Below are 24,225 nucleotides of genomic sequence, written 5' to 3'. Positions count from 1 at the left end.
AAGAGGTTCTTCTTTTTGTTACTAGAAAAGCCTCTTGCGTTTCATTTTTATTTTAATCCGTTAATTAAAGGCGATGCTTCTCCGCTATGGAAAATCCATAAATCATGAAGCGACCTTGTACATCCAACGTACAATAACTTCGCATCGTGTTTTGTATTTTTGTAATGTTCTTCATCAACGTCAATTAGTAGAACCGCATCAAATTCTAGCCCTTTCGCCAAGTATACAGGTACTACTGAAATACCACCTTCATATTTACTTTGATCTGCTTCTATGACGTTTACAGCCAGTCCTGCATTTGTTAATTTCTCATATATATCACGGCATTCATCGTCTGTTCTTCCTATTACCGCAATTGTTTTCACATCTTCATTTTGTAGATGCTTTAACGTCTTCATAATCTCATTAAATTGATCTTCTGTATGGATTACTTTAACATCTTCACCACTACGAAAAACTGGTGTTGCGAGCCCAACTGGAATTTCTGCATTTTTAATAATCTCGTTCGCAAATTCAATAATTTCTTTTGTAGAGCGATAACTTCTCGTCAGTTCATAATAACCTGTTTCTTGGAATACTTCCTTAAAAGCACCCCAATCTTCAATCCCTTGATAATCATAAATTGCTTGAGATAAATCACCTAATATAGTGAAAGAATTACCTAGTGTAATTTCTTTTAATACATAAACTTGGAATGGCGAAAAATCTTGCGCTTCATCAATAACAACGTGATGGAATTTCTGTCCGATTTCAATACCTGTTATGCGGTGATGTATGTAAATTAAAGCTGGTAAATCTTCTATATACACTTCTTTTTTACGACAACTCTTTTCAGTTTCTTTCACAAGTTCTTCAGGCAATACTTCGAATATTTCTTTACTTTTCAATATAGAACTATAAATTGAAAGTGAGCTCATTTTCGGCCAAAACTTCATATAGGTGTTCAATCTCTTTGTCGCTTCTTTTTTTAGTAATTTCTTCTCGTTTGTTTCTCCATACTTTTTCAGTTCAATTTCAATCCAGCGCTTCATTCGGCCGACTAATCTTTCTCTTCTTTTCTTTAATGGATAATGTTTATATTCCACTTGCATCCATTTTTTTATGTCTTTCACTGGAATAATGGCTTTGTCCCATGCTTCAAAATCACTTGTTGGTACTAATTCTTTTTCAAATTGAACCATTCTCTCTTCAATAAAGGACTTAAATTCCAGTGTACCTTTCAATTTACCAAGCATAACCTTTTCTTCGTCACGATTAATAGAAAACGCTTCTTTCAATTTTTCTTCTGTCTGCTTTAGTTTCACCGAATCATCTAACGTTCGTAATGCCCAATCTGGAAATGTTGTTTGACTAATATTCCCTACACCTAATTCAGGAAGTACACTCGAAATATAATCTAAAAACAGACTATTTGGAGCGAATACAATCATTCTCTCAGCTTCTAGCTGCTCACGATATTCATAAATTAAAAAAGCAAGGCGATGTAAAGCGATAGTTGTTTTTCCGCTCCCTGCAACCCCTTGAATAAGTAGTGGTAAGTTTCTTTCCGCACGAATAATATCATTTTGCTCCGATTGTATCGTCGAAACAATATCCTTCAGTTTATTATCTTTATTCTCACCTAATCGATATAGAAGAAAATCATCGGCATGCGAGACATCTTCATTTCCTTTTACATATGTATCAACAACACGTTCTAGTTCTCTTTTTCGAATAGAGATATTTCGCTTTAAATACACATCACCTTCTACTAATCCATCTGGTGATTGATAAAATGCTAATTCTTCTCCACCGGTAAATGAATAAAACATACTTGCGACAGGTGCCCGCCAATCAATTACAATTGGTTTCATTGTATCTTTATGTGAAACACCTACTTTACCGATGTAAATCGGCATCACACCTTCCTTGCCATCCTCCTGAAAATCTAATCTTCCAAAGTACGGTTCTTGTACACCAATACGTAAATTTTGCCTATTAGATTCTCTCATACTTTCTAGAATTTGTTCTTTAAAATCATCTCCATAATAAACCGGAATGTTTTCAAGCTGTTCTAATTGATCATCCATCGTACGTAATGTATCTTTCATCTTTTGTAACTCTTCTTCAAAAATATTGTTCATTTGATGATTCCCTCCTGTCCGTTCTAATTTTTCAGTCGAAATATAATTGTATTAAAAATCCATTTATAAAGTCAATAGTTTCAATTTAAATTTTCCGAAAAAACTCACTTTTCATCTTTCTAATTTTGAAATCTTATCATTATTTTTACATTATAAGAATAAAAAACCTCTAAATTACAACACTGTACATATAATAAAATAATGCGTACAAATGCTATTAATTTCTTTTAATAGCATTTGTACACTAACTTACTAAACTCTCATCTACCTTTCTATCGATTTCCTCCTTTCACTTGTAAAATAATGAGAAGTGTCAATAAGTAAATACAAAAAATAAAAAGGAGTTTATACGAAATGACTACAACCAATAGAAAGCATGTAAAGTTACATTTAATTATTTTTGTGTTAATTGTGCTAGCAAGTGGTTGGATCGGTGTATTTCTTGATTCCCTTCTAACAGATCAGCCTGAAGGAAATTCTTTAGGTATGGGCTTATGGCTTATACTTCCTTTCTTCGTCAGCATATTACTTAGAGTTCTTAGCCGAGATTGGCATGATTTTGGTATCAAACCAAATTTAAAAGGAAGCTTTAAATGGTATTTCGTAGCAATACTTATTTATCCATTCGTTACACTAATAACTATAAGCTTAGCTCTATTTTTCGGAGTCGTTAACATAACTAACTTTGAGATGTCCTCATTATGCTCACTCATACTCATTTCTACTATAGGTAATTTTATTAAAAATATTTTCGAAGAGTTCTCTTGGCGTGGTTATTTAACCCCAAAGCTTATTGAATTAAAGTTAAACGATTGGCTAATTTATTTAGTTTCTGGTTTAATTTGGGCTCTTTGGCATGCTGCTTATTATATAGTCTTTTTACCAAATGAGTATTTCGAATCCATTTCAAGATTAAATATGCTTTTAGCAGGCTGTATACTTATGGTTTGTTGGTCTATTATGTATGTCGAAATATATAGACTTACAAAATCAGTGTGGCCATGCGTAATCATGCATGCAATTGAAGATGCCGTTCCTACCATTTTAGTTACAATAACAGGTATTATTACACTTACCAACAGCAGTGATTTTTGGTTAAACCCTATTAGCGGAGTTGTTGCTACTATTATATTTCTTGGAATTGGGATCGTACTAAGATCCATAAGAATTAAAAAAGAACGACAATTAAATACGAGAGATAGTCAATTATTCACACTATAAAAGTAAAAAAGAGTAAGGAATTAATCCTTACTCTTTTTTACTTTTATACGATATGATAAACATTCATTTAATGACGCTTGCTCTTTATATTTTCTCTCTTCAAAGTCATACGCCCCTCCTGGGAAAATCCCAACTATACTGAAGCGAGCCTCTGCACATAAATTATTAATCTCATCTATAGTATAGCAACGTAAAGATTGTGTCACAATATCATTTGAAGAATCCGTTTCCCACCAATGGTCCAGCATTCTAGCATTTTCACTATCATATTCATATTTTCGCATTGCAGAATAAATCGGCATTTCTTGTCCATTTGCTTTTTCCCAATATAAAGGTTGATAAATATCAATAAGTGCACACCCATCATCTTTCAACCAACTATGTATGCGTTTTAATAAAAATAATTGTTCTGCATCCGTTCCTACACCAAATCCGTCCAAATAAGTAACGACATCAAACTTTTCTTCAAAATTAATTTTATAAAAGTCAGCACAGTGAATAACAATATCATTAGTAGAATGTTCTTTCGCAAACATAACTAACTCTCGTACTAGCTCAACTGTAGTCATCTTTACATTCAAATTAGACATCGCTCTTGCAAATCCACCATTTCCTGCTCCTAGCTCTAACATCGACTGAAATGTATATCCAACTTGTTCTTGAACTTCTTTAGCAACTTCCTGTAACCAATTTTCATTATTTACATCATAGCTTAGTAGTTCAAATTGTTTTTTATAAAATTCTTTTACATTTACTTCGTTCATTAATATTCTCCTCCTGTATATTATTTTTCTGCTACAGGTGAGAAACTAAATTTCTGATACCCATGAAAAATCCCCCTTTTGATTTCCCTATATTTACATTTTATCTAAAAAATATGAATTTTTAAAGTACTAAAACAAAAAAACAGATAATGGATGTTCCCACTATCTGTTTCTATGGCTGCCTTTATTGTCCTTGTTGATACTTCACCCAATCACCAGAAATGATAACTTTCTTTAGCATTTCTTTATCTTGAGCGACATACACAAATGCACGTATTTCCCTATCGCCTAAATAAATCATTTCGGTAATTCGGTCATATAAGTCACTCTCCGCATTACCTGTGTATTCTTCCAGTTCATCTAATTTTTGCAGAACATCGTCATTTACCTCGTAAACTTCTCCATATACTTTGTCTTCATTTGAACAAATCATTGCCGGATACCCTTCGTTTGTATCAAATAATTTGCCATACGTCCATGCTTCGTCTGCGATGCATATTGCACCTTGCATAAAATGAGCATTCGTTTGCTCTTTTCTTAACGTGCCATACACGAAAACGTGATACATATATCCCTATCCCCTTTATATGTCTCTACTTTCTAATTTGTAAATAAGCACGAATCATAAAGTAACTCACTTCATTTGGAAGTTGTTCCTTAATCGATTTCAATCCACCCTCTGCATTTTGTACGGCAGTTTCAATCAATGATTCATATTCTGAAGGAACAAAACTGTTCCAATTTACTTCCATTCCATCTTCAAAACAACGAATTAAATGATTTTCAATCGTTTGTCTTGATAAGCCACGTTCTTTCGCAATTTCATCTAGATCTATGCCTTGTTTATACATTTCATACGTTTCCAAATGAGAATTTGCTGAAGCTTTCCCTGACTTTTTCCGCTCTGTCACGACTTCTGTCTTAACTGTTTCAGCATAGTTTGGGTTTTCCTCAATAAAGTGCTGAACTGCTTGTAAAAAGTGCGAACCATACTTCACAAGTTTATGTTCGCCAATCCCTTTTACAGTTAAGAGTTCAGAGTCACTTTGCGGCATTTTCGCGCACATATCTTTCAACGTTTGGTCAGAGAAAATAACGAATGGAGGTACACCTTCTCCTTGCGCAATTTCTTTACGTACTTCGCGAAGTACTTCAAATAAAGGATGATCTTGAACAATTTGTCTTGTCTCTACTCGTTCTTTACGTAAAACATTCTCTTTACCAAGTAACACTTCTTTCCCTTTTTCTGTTACTTTTAATGTCGGATACGTACCATGTTCAACTGCAATTAACTCATCTGAAATTAAAAACTCAATAAATTCACTAACTTCTTTTACACTACGATTTGATAGTAAGCCGTATGTTGGTAAAGTATGAAAATTAAATTCAATAACTTTCTTATTTTTCGAACCAGTTAACACTTGTGCAATCATTTGTTTACCAAATCGTTGGTTCGTCCTAATCATACAAGATAGAACCATTTGTGATTCTCTCGTCACATCGATACTTTCACGGTCGTCCGTACAATTACCGCAGCGGCCACAATCTTCTTTCGGCTCTTCTCCAAAGTATTGCAAAATAAATGATTGTAAACATTGTTCTGTATGACAGTAGTCAGTCATATTTTGCAATTTTTCAAGTTCATTTGAAAAACGAGATTCTCCTGTCGATTGGTCAATTAAAAAGCGCTGTACTTGCACATCTTGAGAAGAATATAGCAATATACATGCACTATCTAAACCGTCACGACCAGCACGTCCTGCTTCTTGATAATAACTTTCCATGTTTTTTGGCAGTTGATAATGGATAACGTAACGAATATTCGATTTATCAATCCCCATTCCGAATGCAGATGTCGCTACCATTACACTCACTTCATCACGTAAAAAGAGTTCTTGCTGCTCATTTCGATCGTTATCACTCATACCAGCATGGTATTTTGAAACAGAAACTCCCGCTTTCATTAAATCCTCATATAATTGATCAACTACTTTTCTAGTAGCAGCATATATAATCCCAGATTCTTTTTGATTTTGACGAATATAATCCGCTAAATATGCATTACGATCTTGTCCTTTAATTACAGAAAATGATAAGTTCTCACGCTCAAACGTTGTCATAATCGTGTTTTCTTGATTAATTCCAAGCGTGTTGCAAATATCTTCACGAACTTGTGGTGTTGCCGTAGCAGTTAACGCTAATACAAGCGGCTTTTCTGGAAGATAATCTAATATGCGATGTATATGTAAATAACTTGGACGGAAATCATGTCCCCACTGCGAAATACAGTGCGCCTCATCAATTGCAATCATCGGGATTTTCATATCGATAAGTTGGTCAACAAACTCCATTGAATCAAGACGCTCAGGCGCTACATAAAGTAACTTATAATGGCCTTGTTTCGCTAACTGAATTCGTTGATTCGCTTCTGTAATAGAAATAGAACTATTAATATAAGTAGCTGAAATACCGTTTTGTACTAATGTATCTACTTGGTCTTTCATAAGTGATATTAATGGCGATATGACTAACGTCGTTCCTTCGAATACTAATGCGGGAATTTGATAACAAATTGATTTACCACCACCCGTAGGCATAATACAAACCGTATCTTTCCCATCTAATACATTTTTAATTGTTTCATCTTGTCCTCTTCGGAATGACGAATAACCGAAATAAGACGCTAAAAGTTCTTGTGCTTTTGTAAACAAAAAAGAGTCACCTGCTTTTCTTTATCTTTCATCTACTCCTATTATATCATCACTTATGTGACTTGAAAGTAATCAATACATGACGAACAGCTTGCTTTTTCATTATTTTATACTTCTTTATGTTTTAAAGGTTGATAACCACTAAAACAAATTTCAGGATAAATACACATTTTATTAACCTTCCTTGAATACTACTAATCTTATACATATGAATTTAGGAGGTTACTATATGAAGCAGCAAAATATGAGTTCCATCAAGCAAAAAACTGTACCGAATCAACTCAAATTCTCAAATAATGATGCGTGGAAATATGAATCATATTATAAATACCAGCCATTATTTTCTTATAGAAAATTTCCCTATTTTCTTTCTCGACTTTTTAAACGTTAATACGTGTGTGAAACATATCATTCATAATAATTTTCTCAATATAAACCTTATAGACTTACTACAATACAATTGATATCATATGAAATATTCTGTTGGATATACTCTTTAAGTTAACCTGCTTATATAAGCAGGTCTTTTTTGATTATTATATAGTTCAGTACACTTTTAAATATAATTGTAAATCTTTTCTACATTTTATAACCATACTCCACTCACCACAAATGATAATAATCACAAAAGGTTAAATATAAATTCTTAACATTTCATTATCCAATTCTTTTTTTCTCAATACACAAAACAAATTTCACTTGTTACTATAAAAGTACTCCAGATGAGTTTTTGCTCATCAACATTATCTAGTTAATGGGATCTGCTGCGGGAAGCGGATCCCTTTGACTTTATTAAAGACCCACTTTTATTTGGACACATTTACCAGGTTTTTTCAATAGAATTTTATGATAATATTACGTAGTCGAGTCCGACATCTCGGCAATACCCTTTTGAGGTTCTGCAACTTCCCTTGCAGAGCCTCTTTTACTTTATATTCATTTTATTTATATATAACACAATTGAATTCCTCATCTTTTTTCATATCAATTTCTGAAATTAATCTAGGACACGTAACTAAATATAAATCCCCATCATACTTTGAGTTATACATGTTCAAAGGAGTGTTACTGTTTATGTATTCTTATTGGCAATCGTATTACTCCCCCTATCATAACCCCTATGTACACTTTGATACATCTGTACGTAATTACCGAATTAGTAAAAACGAAAACTTTTTAAAAGGTTATATGCGTTCTTTATGGGAACAACATGTCGCTTGGACGAGATTAGCTATTATAAGTATTGTCTTTAATTTACCAGACGTTAACGTTACAGTTGGGCGTCTTCTTCAAAACGCAACACATATGGGACTATCACTTGAACCATTCTATGGTGAGGATGCTGTAAAAAAATATAGTGCACTCATTAAAGACCACTTAGTCATTGCTGCGGATCTTGTTAAAGCTGCAAAAGCAGGTGATCAAAATGCAGCTGCTGCTATAGAGAAAAAATGGTACGCTAACGGTGATGAAATTGTGGCATTTCTTACTAGCATCAACCCATATATAGAAAAAGAAGAATTTAAAAAAATGTTTTATGAACATTTAGCATTAACAAAAGCAGAAGCAATTGCCTTCCTAAATAAAGATTTTGAAGCAAGCGTAAAACTATACGATAAAATTGAAAAAGAAGCATTAGAAATGGCCGACATGATAACAAACGCAATCGTAAAACAATTCCCGCAAGTATTTCAATAATAATAAGCCGATTTGAAAAAACAAATCGGCTTATTAAACTTTCTATCAATGAAATTTCACCTCTCCTCTTTACATTTAACGTATATCGATATATTTTATTAATATCCGTTTTTTATAGGAGGAAATCTTTTGATTAACGCCATTGGTCTCGTATTTATACTCACAAATAAACACGAGAAAAAGAAAAAAGTTTATCTAAATGAAAAATTCGCATTAATAGACATTATTGATTCTAAGGAAGTAATTGATGATGAAGGGAACTCACTAGTAGAACTAACATGTAAATACAGTATTTATTTAGATGAAAAATATTATTGTAAATCACTCGATGATTATACTGGACAAGTATTTCCGTTCTTGAGCGCTAAAATAGGAAAAGGTCTTCTCAGAAACTTAAATTACTATTTCTCTTACGTTGATGCCTATGATAAAAAACCACCCGTTAAAGAAATTAGACCCCTTATGAAACAAGTAACGAACAGGTAATGTATAATACGCAAAAAAAGAAAGCGTCTAACTTCGGATGCTTTCTTTTTTGAATCCTGAACTCGTTAACTTCTATCCTTCTTCTAAAAGTATGTATTTAGGCATACTTTTAATTAAAAACAATGGAGGATTAAAATGAATGAAATACTCAGAAACGATTGTTAGTAAACGGCTTCGAACACTGAAAATATGTAGTATGTTTATCATGCTAGTTTTAATCGCATGGCTTGGATATACAAAATTACTTTATGAGAATGGATTTCTTCAAGAAAAGAAGAATTCTGTTGAAGTAATGAATACTAGTATTACAGGAGAAATCGAACAAAATTTTCATGTAAACTTACAAGGTTATCGTAAAACAGACCTTGATACTATAATAGATGCAAGTAAAACTGATCCGAGTGAACTATCATTAATAGAGCTAATCAATACTTCCTGTTCGCGAAATTGCATAGGTGAACCATTGACATATGTGGATGAAAAAAATGGATATATCTTTTATACGGAGTCTACTGGAACTAATGTAGCTATACAGATTAAAAAACAAGAAACGTGGGAAATTGTAAAAAAATCTGTTCAAGATGGAATTTAATCTTAAAAAATTAAAGAGTACTTAGCGTACTCTTTTTTATTATTAATACACTTCATGTTTACAATGACATTTCGGTTTCTCTTTACAATTACATTTTTCACAATCACACTTCGGTTTTTCCTTGCAGCAACATTTGTCACAATCGCATTTTGGTTTCTCTTTGCAACGACATTCGTGACAATCCCTACATTTACAACTACATCTCCCAAACATTAAATCGTCCCAAAATGAACGCCTACAATTACAATGATTCCCCATGAATATGCATCCTCCTAAATAGAATTCATCATATTCTATGATGAAAAGTAGAAAGAGGTTTGTTTGCTAGTCTATATTCTAGTTTTATAAGTATAATTATATTACTCCAAAGAAAAAAGCCCAATGTTTAGGCTTTAAATTTATATGTATTTTCTATCTTCTCGCTAACAATATAAATAACTGAAAAGCTCACGTAACAAGTTGGCTATAATTCCTTCCCTTCCCCCACAGCCCCTTTCAACCTCTGCAACATATACCCAATTCCTTTACACCCAGCTAACGGATACGTAATAATTTCTTCTTGATACAATTGTGTCACTACTTTCTTATGCTTCTTCCCTGCAAGTAAAACTATCTCATCAAACTGAAGCAAGTCTTTTTCAATCATCTGTTGTTTTAATTGTTCTATACTAATAATTTCATCGCTCTTTGAATCAAAGGCAAGATCATAGTTTTCTAATACAATATCATTTGGTCTTAAAAATCCATGCTTCGCCGATAATATAACCCAATTCTCGAAAAATAGAGTTGCATACGCCTGACACGCTTTTCCGAATGGGCTAATATATACATCTTTTGCCTCCATCGGTCCGTAATCCGGATACTTATCCCAGATTTTCTTTTTTCCGCATGGAATTATGCATAACCTTTTCATTTTTATTTCTTACCTCACTTCTAACTTTTTAAATATAAAAATATAGAATAATCCTCTTCTTCATAATCAGCTTCTATATCACCAACACCCACTACGTTCCAACCATTATTTGTTTCTATCGGCTTTTCATTCATTATAATATGAACTTGTGTCATATTCTTAAAATTCTCTTCAAAAGATGCTAAAACAGGTTGATTTATCATATATGTTTTATTATGTATACATACACTTAAAAAGGTTTTATGTAACGCTTTATTTTTGTTTAATTTTACATTCATTGGATTAAACAAATTTAATTGTATATTCCCTACAATATACAGATGATATCCTTTTTCCTTATAAAATTGTTTAAATTCCTTGTCTCTTTCGTTTTGAACAAAATGAATGATTTGCTTCGTTTCTTTACTTATTGCAAATTCATTATCTAAACTTAAAACAACATTAATATTTCGTTTTAAAAAAGCATATAACGATTTATCACTATTAAAGAAGTTCGTTTTCCATTCAGGATGGATTTCATCTAATAATAAACATAAAAGCATTCCTGTGCTATAGCAGCTCTTTCTAATGTTACAATTAGCATCATATGTATCTAAAATAAGTCCGCTATATTTTCTTAATGTTTCACTTTTATCATTTTTATATACTGCAATGCGGGCGTGCATTTCAACATACCAGGCCGGCCCCTCTATACTTTCAAGCATACACTCATAAGTTATAAACTCTTCTTTTATAAAACGAATCCTTTGTTCTCTTAGTTCGATAAATTGCTTAATATAATTATATTTCTCAGCTTGTGACTTACAATGCACAGCGTTATATAAACAAATTCGCTCTTTATTTCGTAATTCTATATTTTCTTCTATTATAGGATATTGAAATCCTAGAGATTCATTTGGAAATCTACTTTCTTTATTCAAATATTGATAGCAATGAAAAAGTTCATGCACTACAACCGCCAATAAACTTTCATAATCTTTATACCTATTCAAATTCACAATGGCAGTCGGATAATTTTTGAATAGAATAAGTGTATCACCTTTAAATTGGTCATCCCGCTTTAAAACGGCATACTCACCATCATCTTTCAAAAATAATGGATGATGAAATACATACACATGCTCATCATTATATAATGCAAAGGCAGCCCTCTTAAAACCAGGCCATAGCATATTCAATAATTCTATACTTACATCTTTCTTTATTCGATTTAATATATTGTTCATTATATGTAACACCCCTATATCATTCTACATACACCTATTCTATTCCACTTAAAAACAATCCTTTTATTTACATAAATGTTAGAAAAACATATATCTTATCTCAAACTATAATGTATTATATAAATATACATGTAATGATTTTATGAAAAGGAGGTGAACAAATGAAAAGTATACTCCCTGCACTAGTACTCTATATTATTGTTTGCATAATCGCTATTATCACTCCAGCATCTCAAGGCTATAATCATGTTGGCTGGAAGTTATTTGTTGGGCAAGCGTATGCTATACCTATTTTTCTCATTACAGCTATTATTACATTTTATATAAACAAGAAAAAATCTACGAACAAACAGTTATAAGGATAGCTAATGCTATCCTTATTTTAATTCATTAATCAGATCCAAAATTACACTTGCAGTACCTTCTATCTTTTCTTCAGAAAAATCAAACGTGACACCTGTTTTTTCATATATTACTTGTATAGGTAAATTCCAATCTGCACTCGCTCCCTCTTTAAAGAAATCAATCGCTTTTTCTGGGTCTTCTCGATAAATTTGAAACAATTGCATTGCCCCTATTTGTGCAATTGCATATTCAATTTTATAAAAAGGAAACTGAATAAAGTGAAATGACTCTAACCAATTTGAACCAATTTCATCTTCTAATCCGACAATATCTGCTGATGAATATTGATACCTTTTGCATAGTTCAATATATTTCTTATCACGTTCTTCCGGTGTATGGTTCGGATTTGTATAGAGCCATTGCTGAAATACATCTCCTGCAATTGACGACATTAATAAAGACAACGCACGATACAATTGTACGCGCTGTACTTCTTTATATTCATCCTCTCGCTTATAAAAAATAGTAAGCTTATCCATTACTAGTAACTCAAGACTGAGGGAATAAAGCTCAGCCACCTCTTCACGAAGATATCTTTCCTGCATACTACTATCATTGTTAAATTGTTTATAAAAATGAAATGCATGTCCCACTTCATGTATGAGCGCGTTAATCGCATAAAATGATGGACTAAAATTAGAATACACAAAAACCTCTTTACTATGAGGCAAAGTAAAACAAGCTGCTCCTGGCGCTTTATTTTCACGTTCTTCTACATCAACGAATCCTTCTTTCCTTATATGAATAAATTTCTCATAAAAATATAAATCTGTCTTCCGAAACATTTCTTCCACCCCATCCAATAAATCAACGACATTTTGGAACGGGGCTTTTGGTAAATTATATGGAGTAAGATCCCAAAGGCGATATTTTTTTACACTGAGATTCTTTTTAGAAAGACTTCCTAACTGCTCCCATATTGGTACAACATACTTTTCTATAGATTCATGGAGCTTATAGCAATCTTCAATACTGTAATCTCTGTTTTTTTGTTGAAAAGCATACTCACTATAATTATTAAATCCTGCATGTAAAGCAATCTCATTCCGTAATTGTACGAGCTCATTCATAATACAATCTATTTCCATTTTCACTACACTTCTCGCTTCACATAAAGCGTACCAAGCTCTTTCACGAATAGCTCTATTTGGATTATCTAACTTTGCTTTTACGTATGCATACGTCTTTTGCTCGCCTTCCCACTTTATAGATATGTTTGACATTATTTCTCTATATTTCGTAATTAGCTCTTGCTCTTTAATGAAAAGAGTAATATTCTTTTCATTAAACATTTTACTCTTCAGCACTCTTGCTTTTTTCATAAATCCGTATTTCTTCTCATCTAATAAGTCTGAAAACGGACACTCTCTAAATTTCTGATCAAAATTTGCATTGTACCTTTTTAAAAGTGGTTGAATTGTATTTTGATTATACATATGTAAATCACGTATATTCCTGTCATTTACACCTCTATATGTGGCGATTAGACTACTTGTTATCTCCTCTTCTATTTCAGCAGTTACACGCAGTTCATCCAAAAGCCAACTCTCTAATTCTGAAACAGAAGCAATATGTCGCTCTAAAAGTAACTGTAATTTACTCTCAACACTATTAAACATACACAACCCTCCTATTTTAAATTTTCTGTTTTTTATAGATAAAAAAGGACAAGTAGCCAATCCGACTACTTGTCCTTGCTGTTTATCTGTACGCAATAAAATTAAGCTTGGAATGCTTCTGTTAATACTGGTACGATTTGTTTTTTACGAGATACAACACCTTTTAAAGTAGCAGTGTTGTTTTCTAGAGATACGTTGTATGCTTTCTCAACAACATTTGCTGCTTTACCGATCGCAAGACCGACAGAATCGTTAGTTAAGATATCAGTTACAACGAATAAGAATAGGTCTAAACCTTTTTCTTCTACTACTGCAGAGATAACTTTTTCAAGTTCCGCTTGGTGAACAAGAACGTCGTTTGTATCAACAGCGTTTACTTGTGCGATTTCAACTTTCGCATTACCCATTTGGAATTCTTTAGCGTCAAGAGAGATTAATTGCTCCATTGTTTTTCCGCTTAAGTCAGCACCAGCTTTTAACATTTCTAAGCCGTAGTTATCAGCATCTACACCAGCGATTTCCGCTAATTCACGAGCTGCTGCTACGTCTTGCTCTGTGCAAGTTGGAGATTTGAATAGTAAAGAATCTGAAATGATTGCAGATAACATTAAACCTGCAACTTCTTTACGAATTGTAATGCCGTTTTCTTTGTACATTTTGTTTAAAATTGTAGCTGTACAACCAACTGGCTCACAACGGTAGTAAATAGGATCGCTTGTTTCAAAGTTAGCAATACGGTGATGGTCAATAACTTCTAACACACGAACTGATTCGATATCGTTAGCACTTTGTTGACGCTCGTTATGGTCAACTAAAATAACGTTGTCCACTTCGCTTGCTACTGTCTCAACAAAACGCGGTCCTTCTACTTTGAAATAGTCTAACGCAAATTGAGTTTCACCGCTGATTTCGCCTAAACGTACAGGCTCAGCATTCATTCCTAATTCTTTTTTCAATTCTGCATAAGCAATTGCAGAACAAATTGCATCTGTATCTGGGTTTTTATGCCCGAAAACTAGTACTTTTTCCATGTTTTCCACCTCTTCATGAAAAGGATATCTTAAAGAAGCAAATATGACAATATTTAAAGCCCATTTTTTTATAAATAATTGCACTTTCTTCTATATTTTTCATCGTTTTTCGTAAAAAAGATCATCTAAAATGAATTAGATGATCGAAATGTATACTTTATTTAAAATAAGGTAGGAACTTGCACTACATGATTTAGCGCGAAACGCGATGCTAAACCGTTATTTACAAGGTTAACATCTATCACTTGATAAAACGCATTTCCAGTGTCCGCAATTTCCCAAACAGCTAAAATAAGGTGATATCCATTTCTATCAGTTGGTACGTTTGCTTCATGTGTTACCGAAGTTCCAGGTCTAGTTCCCCCATCATTTTTCACATAAAATGGTACTAAATCTAAATCAGATCGTGATAATGGTTTATTTGGATTCCAATCTTTTTTCGTAATATAGTATTTCCATTCTTTCGTACTATGAGGTGCGGTTAGTTTCCACTTAAATGTATTCGCGCCGCCGTTTAACGTAACTTTCTTCCACCTATCAACTGTTTGAACGTCTAAAGCAGGGAAATGGCCAGCTCCTGCAATTTGTCCATCAGAAGGTCCTAATTGCGGGAATCCACCTATTCCTTCTACACTTTGAGGCTCGTATTGAATTGGTCCGCAGTTTACATTTACCCCTTTCTTACATAAATAAGAACGGCTTGCTGGTGATTCAACGTATCCATGAGCGGAAGCTTTTTCTGAAAAACCGAAAGTTAACAATCCCGTAAGTAATATGCCACCACTTAATATAACTTTCTTCACCTTCTGTAAACCTTTCGTTTTCATCACATCATCCCCTTTCCCATAATAAAGCGAAAATAACTATAGTTGCCTAGTCATCTTCTCTACATTCATTATAAGTCGAGGAGCATAATGAAAAGAACCCTCTAAAAACTTTCTCAAATTCAATTAGTACATTAAACAAATCCAAATAGCACAGCTAGATAAATATAGCGGTTTTATTTGAATTTGAGCATAATAGCTATAAAAATTTATAATAAATAACTGTTGCATCTAAATTACCATTTGGAGAAATTGCGTATTCTGGTATTTTTCCAGCTTCTTGATAATCTAATGATTTATACAATCCATTCGAAGGATCTCCTTCTCTCGTATCTAGCACTAAAAGAGTCCTGTTTTCTTGCTTCGCTCGCTCCTCTGCTTTTTGCATAAGTGAACGTCCAATGCCATTACGTCTAAAGTTGGGATGAGTCATCAACTTACAAATTTCAGCTCTATGAATCCCATTAGGCTTTGTAACTAAATGTAATTGAATACTCCCTGCCACTTCATTATTTATTTTAGCAACATACAAGAGCACTTCTGGTGCTAAAACAGTTTCCCAATATTTCGCTGATTCTTTTTGTTCCAGTGGAGGTAAAAAACCAATTGAAGCCCCATCATCTACAACCGTTTTCAAAAGGTTAGAAAGCTCTTCCACATCATCTTTTACTTGCTTAATATCTTCAATTACTACATTTTGCATTACTAATCCCCCTTTTGTTTCATTGTATCAATTTTAAACGAAGGAACAATGAAATACTAAGATGAAATTATTAGAATCTATAATTGGTAAGAGCATATACAAAATTCTTTCTGATGTAGAGAAATCAATATATAAAGACATAGAATATTAAAGTGCATACAAATTTAATTTCACATAAAAAACGTTTTAAACATAAAGTTTAAAACGTTTTTTCTATTCAATGCTTTTGATTTTTCAGTTCACTTAAACATTCCTGTACTAAAGTTACCGCTTGACTCATTGCAGCTCCACCAGCAAATGCTGCTGATACACCACACGCTTCCAGAATTTCTTTATCTGAACACCCTTGGTCAAGACAGCCTTTTGTATGATAAACGGTACAATATTCATCTTGCGTTGCTAGACTAATTCCTAATGCGATAAGTTGTTTTTCCCTTTTTGTTAAAGCGCCCTCTTGAAAACAAGCTTGCGTGAATGCATTATATGTTTCAGCAATTTCAGGAATTTGGTTTGTAAAACTACCGATTCCTTCTTTATAATGATGTAAAACATCATTTACTGAACTATATTGTTCGTGTTCCATCTTATTATTACCCCCATTCTCATTATGTGTACCTATTGTAGTATGTGATGAAAAGAAGGCAATATACCTCGTTTAAAAGAATGAATATTCAGTTTATTTAAACTACAATTTCAGACTATCATCCAATACTGATTGTTCTTTATAATTTTTCCTTTCAATCTCTTTACTTCTCTCTTCCCAAAATGTTAAACCTTCAATTCCTACAGTTTTAGGATCAAATACCGGATTTTTCCCTTCTTTTTTCTGTGCTTCATAATCTTTTAACACTTTTAATGCGATTTTACTTAGTAGTAGAATCGCAATTAGATTTAACCAAGCCATACTACCAATTCCTAAATCACCAAGATTCCATAATAGCGAAGCTGATTCTACGCTACCGATGTAAACCATAATTAAAAATCCAATTTTTAAAACTGGTTTTAACCAGCTACGTTTCAGCTCACGATCTAAATAAGTAAGTGTCGTTTCAGCGATATAGTAATAAGCAAGCAAAGTTGTAAATGCAAAGAAGAAGATTGCGATTGAAATAAATATTGGACCAAATCCCGTCATAACAGTTTCAACTGCTTGTTGTGTATAAATTGGACCTGCATCTACATTCCCTATATTTTTTACAATAGCGCTTTTTCCTTCAGGTATAACATTATACATACCTGTTATTAAAATCATAAGAGCTGTCGCTGTACATACAACAATTGTATCGATATATACAGAAAACGCTTGAACTAACCCTTGTTTTGCAGGATGGGATACTTCAGCAGCAGCGGAACTATATGTCGCTTCTCCAACGCCAGCTACATTTGAAAATACAGCGCGCTTTACACCCCATGCGATTGCTGCACCGACAATTCCGCCAAACATTTCATTTACACCAAAAGCACTAGAGAAAATTAAAGAGAACATACTTGGAATTTCTGTTACATTCGCAATTAATACGATACATGTAACAATTACATAACCAATTGCCATAAATGGAACAAGCATTTGTGAAACGCCAGCAATTCTCTTTACACCGCCAAAAATAATCGCTGCTAATAATACGACTAACAATATACCAGTTATATATTTACTAATACCGTTAGAGTTTTCAAATCCAACTGCGATACTACTAGATTGAATACCAGGTAGTAAAACACCATATGAAAGTGTTACAACGACCGCTACAATAACTGCAAACCATTTCATTTTTAAGCCTTTTTCAATGAAGTATGGTGTACCACCACGATATTCATTTCCAACTTTACTTTTATACACTTGAGATAATGTTGATTCAACAAATGCACTCGCTGCTCCTAATAGAGCCATTACCCACATCCAAAATACAGCTCCAGGTCCGCCAAAAGCGATAGCTGTCGCGACCCCTGCAATATTACCTATTCCAACCCTACCTGATAAAGCTAAACAAAATGCTTGAAAGGATGAAATTCCCGTCTCCGAGCTCTTCCCTTCAAATAATAATTTAATCATCTCTTTAAAATAACGAATTTGTAGAAAACGAGTTGCGATTGTAAAATACACACCTGCCCCTAATGCAAAAATCACTAACCCAATACTCCATACTTGCCCTACTAACCACTCTACTAATTGCTCCATCCAAATCCCCCTTATCATTCTTTTGAAAGCTATTTTATATATAAGAAAACGGACAACTATTATTAAACCTTACAGTTGTCCGTATCTCTCATTATTTCATGCCTCTATTGATTAACAGTTAGATTCTCTATTACTTAATATTTACCCAGACACTTTTCACTTCTGTGTAATTATCAAGCGCATATGATCCTAACTCACGACCGATACCAGATTGTTTAAATCCACCAAATGGTGCCGCTGCATTTTCTAAATTATAATCATTGATCCATACTGTTCCTGCCTTTAATTTATTGGCAACTTGATGTCCTGTTTTAATATTTTGTGTCCATACGCCCGCAGCGAGTCCGTATGAAGAGCGATTTGCTCTTTCGATGACCTCTTCTGTTGAATCAAATGGAAGTACAACGACAACTGGCCCAAATATTTCTTCCTTAACTATCGTCATATCGTCAGTAACATCTGTGAATACCGTTGGCTGTACAAAATAACCTTTTTCAAATGCACGCTCACCACCAGCAGCAACAGTAGCACCTTCAGCTTTTCCTTGTTCAATGTAATGTAGCACACGCTCTTGTTGCTTTTTAGATACGAGCGGACCCATTTCCGTCTCCTTCTCCATACCTGCTCCAAGTTTCACGTTATTCGCCATTTTCACTAGTTCATTTACGACTGTTTCGTAATGTTTTCGGTGAACGAACACGCGAGAACCGGCACTACAATTTTGGCCGTGATTATACATAATACCTTGGAATGCCCCATTAATCGCTTCTTCTAAATCAGCGTCTTCTAAAATGATATTTGGTGATTTACCACCAAGTTCTAACGTTACATGTTTAATTGTTTCTGCAGATTGACGCATAATATATTTTCCAGTAACTGTTGAACCTGTGAATGCTACCTTATCAATATCATGATGGTTTACGATAGCAGCTCCTGCTACAGGACCAAAACCTGGAACAAAGTTTACTACACCATCTGGAAAACCTGCTTCTTTAAAAAGCTTCGCTGTATATAATAATGATAAAGGCGTTTGTTCTGCTGGTTTTAATACGATTGTACAACCAGTTGCTAGTGCAGCTCCCATTTTCCAAGAAGACATAACAAGCGGAAAATTCCAAGGAATAATTTGACCTACAACCCCAACAGGTTCATGGCGCGTGTAATTTAAGTAATCTTTTGAAATCGGAATTGTTTGCCCAATAATTTTTGTAGCCCATCCTGCGTAATAACGATAATTTTCTACAGTCGCTGCAATATCATCATCTAGTGCTACTTGATATGGTTTCCCGTTATCTAAAGCTTCTAACTGCGCTAATTCTTCTCCATGCTCTTCAATTAAGTCTGCTACTTTATAAATAAGATGCGCTCTTTCAGCGGTAGTCATTTCCGCCCAAGGTCCTGATTCAAATGCAGTTCTTGCTGCTTTTACTGCTGCATTAACATCCTCTTCTTGTGCTTCGCATACGACAGCTAGAACATCTTCTGTTGCTGGATTGTATGTCTCAAATGTCTTTCCGCTAATGGAAGGAACAAATTCACCATTTATAAACATTTTAATTTCTTCATTTAAAAACGCTTTCACTTTCGGTCTCAGCTCAATGTTTGTCGTTAACATATAGACTCTCCTCCTTATTTAAACAGCTGCATGAGCTGCAATTTTTGAAATAATCATTTGAAGTTTTTGATCTTCTTCTTCAGTTAATCCGAGTCTCGGATAACGAGAAGGCCCTCCAGCTTGCCCGTGTAATTCCATTGAGCGTTTAACGATTTGTACATACTTTCCTGATCCTTCAAGAAACTCGCAAAGTGGTAAAATAGCATCGTTAATTTCCCAAGCTTTTTCTAATTCACCATTTTGGAAATGCTCATACATTTTCGTAACAAGTCCCGGTACGATATTTCCGGCCACCGAAACCCATCCCGTCGCACCAACTAAATAAGATTCCATAACTAAATCTTCAGATCCACAGAATACTTGAAAAGCACCTTGGCCTTGTCTTACTAAATCTCTAGCTTTTCGAATATCCCCGCTAGATTCTTTAATATGTGTAACATTTTCACATTCTTTTCCAATACGTAGCATGAGCTCCGTACTCATATCAACACCAGATGTAAACGGGTTATTGTATAACATAATTGGTATATTTACAGCGTTTGAGATTTCTTTAAAATGAAAATAAATTTCCTCTTCTTTCGGTTTACAATAGTACGAGTTAATAATTAATGCGCAATCCGCTCCATGTGCTTCGGCATGTTTCGTATATTCAATTGTCTCTTTCGTCGTTTCTGCTGCAGTTCCAACAATAACTGGAATACGTCCATCAACTTCTTTTAATACTGTTTCTACCATTTTAAATCGTTCTTCTTTTGATAAACTAACAAATTCCCCTGTACTTCCATTAATAATAATGCCAGCTACTTTTTGCTCAATAAAATAGTTTACGTTTTGTTTTACACCGTTCCAATTAATTTCTTGCAACTCATCCATCGGTGTGATTAATACTGGAAATGCCCCTTTAATTTTTTTCATATTTATCTCTCCCTTTAACCATTTTATTTTAATAAAAATCCTGTCGGAAACGGATCTGTAGGGTCTAATAGAAACGTCTGCATCCCTGTAATAAACCCTCTACTTTCAAAACGGAAAATATAACCTGTTTCTTCCTTCTTCACTTTTTCAACAGTTATAAAGCTATTAAATATACTTTCATTTATAAAAGGTTTATCCGCTATATAATCATTTTTAAATAATGTATGAACAAAAGACACAATAGTAGAGACAAACCCTGGCGAACGTACGATGAAGTTATCTTCATGAAATGTAATCGACTTTATATGGTTCTTTTCTTTCTGCGAAGAATCTACTAAAATAAGTCTTTTTATAAGTGATTGTTTTTGTATAGCTTGTAGTGTAGCTTCCCCCCATTTTTTCAATTCAGAAATGTTTTCAATACGAATTTCTGGCGAATACGCACCTTTTTCTACAACTGCATAGACTTTATCTGCCTGTATGAGAGAGTAACTTAAATTACCGACTTGTAAATTCCTCTCAATCATATAACATAGTTTGCTTTCAAACGAAACAGATATAACTTCATCATTTTCTACATACGCATAGACTGAGAATATGCCAGATAACGTTTCGATTTTGTATTGATTCGTCTCTCTCTTTTTTAAATATCCGCTTTCTAGTAACATCGTTATGACTGCGACAATACCACCGTAGTGGAGAGGAATTGATCCTTCATGATTAAAAAATAATACAGCTGCATCGACTTCCGAATGAATAGAAGGAACGACGATACATCCATTTAAACCGATAAAACCACGCGGTTCATTTAATAAAAGCTGCATTTCATCTGCTAATTCACCTAAGAATTGTTCGTTTAATTGTTCTAAATTGTAGTAGTACTTGCATGGTACATCTTTTATTACACGAAATGCCTCGCCATTTACGTGTACGTCTACTGCTGTATACATTTTTTGAATGTTCATTTTACATCCTCCGTTTCATGTTCCATCGGCGGAATTAGCAAAAAGCCTTCTTTAAGTGGATCCTTTTCATTGTAAAAAAATCTATGCATACCCATAAGCCAGGCTGAACCTGTAATTTTCGTTACGACAGCTTCAATATTTTCAACATTTGTCGTATTGATGACGCTTCCTTTAAATAGAGAGCCAACGATACTCTCGTGAATAAACTCTTCATTCATCTCGATTTTTTGATTTGCGTATAATACAGCTAATTTTGCTGATGTTCCTGTACCACATGGAGAACGATCAATTCCTCCTGGCGGAACGACAACTGTATTTTTTACGTTAGCGCTTTCATGAATAGGGTCTGTATAAAATTCAACATGAGTTAATCCTCTAATAAACGTATGTTGCGGATGAATGATTTCAAATTTCTCATTTATGATATTCCTAATATGAATTGCCTTATCGATAATTGTAGATGCATTTTCCGGTACTAACTCTAAACCTACTGACTTCGCATCAATAATGGCATAGAAATTTCCTCCATACGCAATATCTGCTTTAACAGTTCCAATTCCTTCGACTTGTACGGTAATATGTTTCAGTAAAAATGCTGGTATGTTACAGAAAGAAACTTCTTTCGCTTTTCCACCCTGAACAAAGATATCCACTTCAACTAAGCCGGCTGGCGTGTCTAACTTTAACGAAGTAATTGGTTCAACTACTGGAATTAAACCTGACTCAATTAAAGCTGTACATACACCAATTGTATCGTGACCACACATCGGTAAATATCCACCTGTTTCTATGTAAATAACACCAATATCTGCTTCAGGATGACATGGATCCGTTAATAATGCTCCTGACATTACATCGTGACCACGCGGTTCATTCATTAACAATTTGCGAATCCAGTCATAATCCTTTTTCATATGTAACATCTTCTCTGCCATCGTCTCTCCAATTAACTTTGGCAGTCCGCTAATCAATGTTCTCGTTGGATTCCCGCCCGTATGTGTATCAATTGTCGTAAAGACTCTTTGTGACCTCATCCGTTTAACACCCTTTCTGTAAAACGACTCAAACGAAGTGGTTCAATAGGAATGATTGTTTCTTTTTCATTTAATAACTCTTCAATCACTTTCCCAGTAACTGCGGCAAGACTAATGCCGTCCCCTTCATGCCCTGCTGCTATAAAGTAATTCGGGATATGTTCCACACGTGAAATGATTGGCAAATGATCTTCTGTCCACGGACGTAATCCAGCGTATGAACGAATCACCATCATATCCGCCATTTTCGGATAAAAGCGTATTGCTCTATTCGCAATACATTTAATTACCTCGTTATTTATCCTCGTATGAAATCCTACAAACTCTCTACTACTACCAATTAAAAAATTTTGGCTTTCTGTCGGCTCAAATACAAGAGCTACCCCATATTTTTCAGTTAAAGCATCCACTTTTCGTTTTCCGCCAAATTTAGAAATTAAATAACCAAATTCCATTACTTTACGGCAACCAACGTGTTGTTGCCTTGAAGCTACAATAATATGTCCTTTTCTCGGTTCAATTGGGATATTTACATCAAGCATTTCTCCGATTTTCGGAGTCCACACACCAGCTGCGTTTACTACTTGCTTCGCAGTAAACGTCCCATTTGTCGTTTCTACAATAAAGGAACCGTCTATATCTCTTTTCATTTCTTTTACTTCCGTATGATTAAATGCTTTCGTACCAAATTTCTTCGATTCTGCAAGAAGTGAAAAAGCAAGAAGATATGGATTTACTGTCGAATCCGTTGCACATTCTAACCCGCCTAATAAATCGTCCGCGAAAAATGGTGACTCTGCTCTTATATCTTGTCTATCAAGCATTCGAAACGGCAATCCAGCTTCTTTTTGACGATTTACCCATTGCTGCGCTGCTTCCATCTCTTCATCCGACTCACATACGAGAATACTTCCTGGTGCCCTATATTCAAATGAGTGCTCTAACTCTTCACTTAAATCAGTTACTAATTTTTGACTAACTAATGACATTTGACTATCAAACCCTGGGTCTTTATCAATAGCCAAAATATTTCCGTCACACCGTGAAGACGTCCCACTGACAAATTCTCCTTTTTCAATGATTGTTACGTCTCTTCCATATTTTGATGTGTAATAAGCGATAGAACAGCCTATAATACCACCGCCTATTATTAAAACGTCACAGTGCCTCACGTAGCACCCCTCCCTTCTTTTTAATCCCTCAC

Annotated in this window: 24 protein-coding genes and 1 pseudogene; 7 read left to right on the top strand and 18 right to left on the bottom strand. The window is 34.1% G+C overall.

Annotated features, from left to right (window positions below):
* Nucleotides 1-47: 47 nt before the first annotated feature.
* A complete protein-coding gene (locus tag VF726_RS20840) occupies nucleotides 48-2,123 on the bottom strand; it encodes a HelD family protein (protein ID WP_440171730.1) in 2,076 nt (691 codons plus the stop codon).
* A 354-nt stretch (nucleotides 2,124-2,477) separates the two neighbouring features.
* On the opposite strand from VF726_RS20840, the gene VF726_RS20835 reads away from it, so the two are divergent.
* A complete protein-coding gene (locus VF726_RS20835) occupies nucleotides 2,478-3,344 on the top strand; it encodes a CPBP family glutamic-type intramembrane protease (protein ID WP_440171728.1) in 867 nt (288 codons plus the stop codon).
* Between the two features lie 20 nt (nucleotides 3,345-3,364).
* On the opposite strand, the gene VF726_RS20830 is transcribed toward VF726_RS20835, so the two are convergent.
* The 3 genes from VF726_RS20830 to recQ all read right to left on the bottom strand — a co-directional run bounded on the left by VF726_RS20830 (nucleotide 3,365) and on the right by recQ (nucleotide 6,819).
* Nucleotides 3,365-4,108: a class I SAM-dependent methyltransferase gene (locus VF726_RS20830; RefSeq protein WP_440171726.1), complete on the bottom strand. Its 744-nt coding sequence runs from the start codon at nucleotides 4,106-4,108 to the stop codon at nucleotides 3,365-3,367.
* Between the two features lie 184 nt (nucleotides 4,109-4,292).
* Entirely contained in the window at nucleotides 4,293-4,676 is a 384-nt protein-coding gene (locus VF726_RS20825) for a gamma-glutamylcyclotransferase family protein (RefSeq protein WP_440171724.1), read from the bottom strand.
* Nucleotides 4,677-4,701: 25 nt separating this feature from the next.
* On the bottom strand, nucleotides 4,702-6,819 hold the full coding sequence (recQ, locus tag VF726_RS20820; protein ID WP_440171722.1) for a DNA helicase RecQ: 2,118 nt from the start codon (nucleotides 6,817-6,819) through the stop codon (nucleotides 4,702-4,704).
* A 229-nt stretch (nucleotides 6,820-7,048) separates the two neighbouring features.
* On the opposite strand from recQ, the gene VF726_RS20815 reads away from it, so the two are divergent.
* The 4 genes from VF726_RS20815 (at nucleotide 7,049) to VF726_RS20800 (ending at nucleotide 9,595) form a co-directional block, all read left to right on the top strand.
* Nucleotides 7,049-7,210: a hypothetical protein gene (locus VF726_RS20815; protein WP_440171720.1), complete on the top strand. Its 162-nt coding sequence runs from the start codon at nucleotides 7,049-7,051 to the stop codon at nucleotides 7,208-7,210.
* A 683-nt stretch (nucleotides 7,211-7,893) separates the two neighbouring features.
* Nucleotides 7,894-8,517, top strand: a complete 624-nt coding sequence (locus tag VF726_RS20810; RefSeq protein WP_440171718.1) for an acetylglutamate kinase — start codon at nucleotides 7,894-7,896, stop codon at nucleotides 8,515-8,517.
* Between the two features lie 129 nt (nucleotides 8,518-8,646).
* Nucleotides 8,647-9,003 carry a hypothetical protein gene (locus VF726_RS20805; RefSeq protein ID WP_000606238.1) on the top strand — a complete coding sequence of 119 codons (357 nt, stop codon included), beginning with the start codon at nucleotides 8,647-8,649 and terminating at the stop codon, nucleotides 9,001-9,003.
* A gap of 139 nt (nucleotides 9,004-9,142) precedes the next feature.
* Nucleotides 9,143-9,595: a hypothetical protein gene (locus VF726_RS20800; RefSeq protein WP_440171716.1), complete on the top strand. Its 453-nt coding sequence runs from the start codon at nucleotides 9,143-9,145 to the stop codon at nucleotides 9,593-9,595.
* A 2-nt stretch (nucleotides 9,596-9,597) separates the two neighbouring features.
* On the opposite strand, the gene VF726_RS20795 is transcribed toward VF726_RS20800, so the two are convergent.
* The 3 genes from VF726_RS20795 to VF726_RS20785 form a co-directional block, all read right to left on the bottom strand.
* The gene (locus VF726_RS20795; RefSeq protein WP_440171714.1) at nucleotides 9,598-9,804 is read right to left on the bottom strand and encodes a hypothetical protein; all 207 of its coding nucleotides are present in this window, start codon (nucleotides 9,802-9,804) and stop codon (nucleotides 9,598-9,600) included.
* Nucleotides 9,805-10,058: 254 nt separating this feature from the next.
* Nucleotides 10,059-10,508: a DUF6884 domain-containing protein gene (locus VF726_RS20790; protein ID WP_440171712.1), complete on the bottom strand. Its 450-nt coding sequence runs from the start codon at nucleotides 10,506-10,508 to the stop codon at nucleotides 10,059-10,061.
* A 20-nt stretch (nucleotides 10,509-10,528) separates the two neighbouring features.
* Nucleotides 10,529-11,734, bottom strand: a complete 1,206-nt coding sequence (locus VF726_RS20785; RefSeq protein ID WP_440171710.1) for a peptide ABC transporter permease — start codon at nucleotides 11,732-11,734, stop codon at nucleotides 10,529-10,531.
* A gap of 161 nt (nucleotides 11,735-11,895) precedes the next feature.
* Between VF726_RS20785 and VF726_RS20780 the strand changes: the two genes are divergently transcribed.
* Entirely contained in the window at nucleotides 11,896-12,093 is a 198-nt protein-coding gene (locus VF726_RS20780; RefSeq protein ID WP_440171708.1) for a DUF4017 family protein, read from the top strand.
* A gap of 18 nt (nucleotides 12,094-12,111) precedes the next feature.
* Here VF726_RS20780 and VF726_RS20775 read toward each other — a convergent pair whose 3' ends face one another.
* From VF726_RS20775 to VF726_RS20760, 4 genes are all read right to left on the bottom strand, one after another.
* Complete coding sequence (locus tag VF726_RS20775; protein ID WP_440171706.1) at nucleotides 12,112-13,758, bottom strand: M3 family oligoendopeptidase; 1,647 nt, start codon at nucleotides 13,756-13,758, stop codon at nucleotides 12,112-12,114.
* A gap of 101 nt (nucleotides 13,759-13,859) precedes the next feature.
* Nucleotides 13,860-14,789 (bottom strand): manganese-dependent inorganic pyrophosphatase, encoded by a 930-nt coding sequence (ppaC, locus tag VF726_RS20770; RefSeq protein WP_001975669.1) that lies wholly within the window; start codon nucleotides 14,787-14,789, stop codon nucleotides 13,860-13,862.
* 161 nt (nucleotides 14,790-14,950) lie between these two features.
* Nucleotides 14,951-15,616 (bottom strand): lytic polysaccharide monooxygenase, encoded by a 666-nt coding sequence (locus tag VF726_RS20765; protein WP_440171704.1) that lies wholly within the window; start codon nucleotides 15,614-15,616, stop codon nucleotides 14,951-14,953.
* 196 nt (nucleotides 15,617-15,812) lie between these two features.
* Nucleotides 15,813-16,316 carry an N-acetyltransferase family protein gene (locus VF726_RS20760; protein WP_440171702.1) on the bottom strand — a complete coding sequence of 168 codons (504 nt, stop codon included), beginning with the start codon at nucleotides 16,314-16,316 and terminating at the stop codon, nucleotides 15,813-15,815.
* A 70-nt stretch (nucleotides 16,317-16,386) separates the two neighbouring features.
* Here VF726_RS20760 and VF726_RS20755 point away from each other — a divergent pair.
* Nucleotides 16,387-16,467: pseudogene (locus VF726_RS20755) on the top strand (HD domain-containing protein); the annotation flags it as partial.
* A gap of 66 nt (nucleotides 16,468-16,533) precedes the next feature.
* Here the strand turns inward: VF726_RS20755 and VF726_RS20750 are convergent.
* The 7 genes from VF726_RS20750 to VF726_RS20720 all read right to left on the bottom strand — a co-directional run bounded on the left by VF726_RS20750 (nucleotide 16,534) and on the right by VF726_RS20720 (nucleotide 24,193).
* The gene (locus VF726_RS20750; RefSeq protein ID WP_440171700.1) at nucleotides 16,534-16,899 is read right to left on the bottom strand and encodes a carboxymuconolactone decarboxylase family protein; all 366 of its coding nucleotides are present in this window, start codon (nucleotides 16,897-16,899) and stop codon (nucleotides 16,534-16,536) included.
* Between the two features lie 102 nt (nucleotides 16,900-17,001).
* Complete coding sequence (locus tag VF726_RS20745) at nucleotides 17,002-18,492, bottom strand: alanine/glycine:cation symporter family protein (RefSeq protein ID WP_248139305.1); 1,491 nt, start codon at nucleotides 18,490-18,492, stop codon at nucleotides 17,002-17,004.
* A 130-nt stretch (nucleotides 18,493-18,622) separates the two neighbouring features.
* On the bottom strand, nucleotides 18,623-20,107 hold the full coding sequence (locus VF726_RS20740) for an aldehyde dehydrogenase family protein (protein ID WP_440171698.1): 1,485 nt from the start codon (nucleotides 20,105-20,107) through the stop codon (nucleotides 18,623-18,625).
* A gap of 18 nt (nucleotides 20,108-20,125) precedes the next feature.
* On the bottom strand, nucleotides 20,126-21,022 hold the full coding sequence (dapA, locus tag VF726_RS20735) for a 4-hydroxy-tetrahydrodipicolinate synthase (protein WP_440171696.1): 897 nt from the start codon (nucleotides 21,020-21,022) through the stop codon (nucleotides 20,126-20,128).
* A 23-nt stretch (nucleotides 21,023-21,045) separates the two neighbouring features.
* Nucleotides 21,046-21,987 (bottom strand): proline racemase family protein, encoded by a 942-nt coding sequence (locus tag VF726_RS20730; protein ID WP_440171694.1) that lies wholly within the window; start codon nucleotides 21,985-21,987, stop codon nucleotides 21,046-21,048.
* Nucleotides 21,984-23,021 (bottom strand): proline racemase family protein, encoded by a 1,038-nt coding sequence (locus VF726_RS20725; protein ID WP_440171692.1) that lies wholly within the window; start codon nucleotides 23,019-23,021, stop codon nucleotides 21,984-21,986. Before VF726_RS20725 ends, VF726_RS20730 begins: the two co-directional genes overlap by 4 nt.
* Nucleotides 23,018-24,193, bottom strand: coding sequence for an NAD(P)/FAD-dependent oxidoreductase (locus tag VF726_RS20720; protein ID WP_440171690.1), 1,176 nt, complete (start codon nucleotides 24,191-24,193; stop codon nucleotides 23,018-23,020). Before VF726_RS20720 ends, VF726_RS20725 begins: the two co-directional genes overlap by 4 nt.
* Between the last annotated feature and the right edge of the window lie 32 nt (nucleotides 24,194-24,225).

It is taken from the genome of Bacillus sp. Brlt_9, from assembly GCF_051948935.1.
Classification (GTDB): Bacteria; Bacillota; Bacilli; order Bacillales; family Bacillaceae_G; genus Bacillus_A.
Note: the sequence above shows the minus strand (reverse complement) of the source record. Positions and strands in the feature narration are given on the sequence as shown.

Excerpts from the sequence above, each read along its gene's own strand:
- dapA (WP_440171696.1), bottom strand. The coding sequence starts at position 21,022 with ATGAAAAAAATTAAAGGGGCATTTCCAGTATTAATCACACCGATGGAT.
- VF726_RS20830 (WP_440171726.1), bottom strand. The coding sequence starts at position 4,108 with ATGAACGAAGTAAATGTAAAAGAATTTTATAAAAAACAATTTGAACTA.
- VF726_RS20730 (WP_440171694.1), bottom strand. The coding sequence starts at position 21,987 with ATGAACATTCAAAAAATGTATACAGCAGTAGACGTACACGTAAATGGC.
- VF726_RS20800 (WP_440171716.1), top strand. The coding sequence starts at position 9,143 with ATGAAATACTCAGAAACGATTGTTAGTAAACGGCTTCGAACACTGAAA.
- VF726_RS20790 (WP_440171712.1), bottom strand. The coding sequence starts at position 10,508 with ATGAAAAGGTTATGCATAATTCCATGCGGAAAAAAGAAAATCTGGGAT.
- VF726_RS20725 (WP_440171692.1), bottom strand. The coding sequence starts at position 23,021 with ATGAGGTCACAAAGAGTCTTTACGACAATTGATACACATACGGGCGGG.
- VF726_RS20835 (WP_440171728.1), top strand. The coding sequence starts at position 2,478 with ATGACTACAACCAATAGAAAGCATGTAAAGTTACATTTAATTATTTTT.
- VF726_RS20745 (WP_248139305.1), bottom strand. The coding sequence starts at position 18,492 with ATGGAGCAATTAGTAGAGTGGTTAGTAGGGCAAGTATGGAGTATTGGG.
- VF726_RS20785 (WP_440171710.1), bottom strand. The coding sequence starts at position 11,734 with ATGAACAATATATTAAATCGAATAAAGAAAGATGTAAGTATAGAATTA.
- VF726_RS20775 (WP_440171706.1), bottom strand. The coding sequence starts at position 13,758 with ATGTTTAATAGTGTTGAGAGTAAATTACAGTTACTTTTAGAGCGACAT.
- VF726_RS20815 (WP_440171720.1), top strand. The coding sequence starts at position 7,049 with ATGAAGCAGCAAAATATGAGTTCCATCAAGCAAAAAACTGTACCGAAT.
- VF726_RS20810 (WP_440171718.1), top strand. The coding sequence starts at position 7,894 with ATGTATTCTTATTGGCAATCGTATTACTCCCCCTATCATAACCCCTAT.
- VF726_RS20760 (WP_440171702.1), bottom strand. The coding sequence starts at position 16,316 with ATGCAAAATGTAGTAATTGAAGATATTAAGCAAGTAAAAGATGATGTG.
- VF726_RS20740 (WP_440171698.1), bottom strand. The coding sequence starts at position 20,107 with ATGTTAACGACAAACATTGAGCTGAGACCGAAAGTGAAAGCGTTTTTA.
- VF726_RS20780 (WP_440171708.1), top strand. The coding sequence starts at position 11,896 with ATGAAAAGTATACTCCCTGCACTAGTACTCTATATTATTGTTTGCATA.
- VF726_RS20840 (WP_440171730.1), bottom strand. The coding sequence starts at position 2,123 with ATGAACAATATTTTTGAAGAAGAGTTACAAAAGATGAAAGATACATTA.
- VF726_RS20765 (WP_440171704.1), bottom strand. The coding sequence starts at position 15,616 with ATGAAAACGAAAGGTTTACAGAAGGTGAAGAAAGTTATATTAAGTGGT.
- VF726_RS20825 (WP_440171724.1), bottom strand. The coding sequence starts at position 4,676 with ATGTATCACGTTTTCGTGTATGGCACGTTAAGAAAAGAGCAAACGAAT.
- VF726_RS20750 (WP_440171700.1), bottom strand. The coding sequence starts at position 16,899 with ATGGAACACGAACAATATAGTTCAGTAAATGATGTTTTACATCATTAT.
- ppaC (WP_001975669.1), bottom strand. The coding sequence starts at position 14,789 with ATGGAAAAAGTACTAGTTTTCGGGCATAAAAACCCAGATACAGATGCA.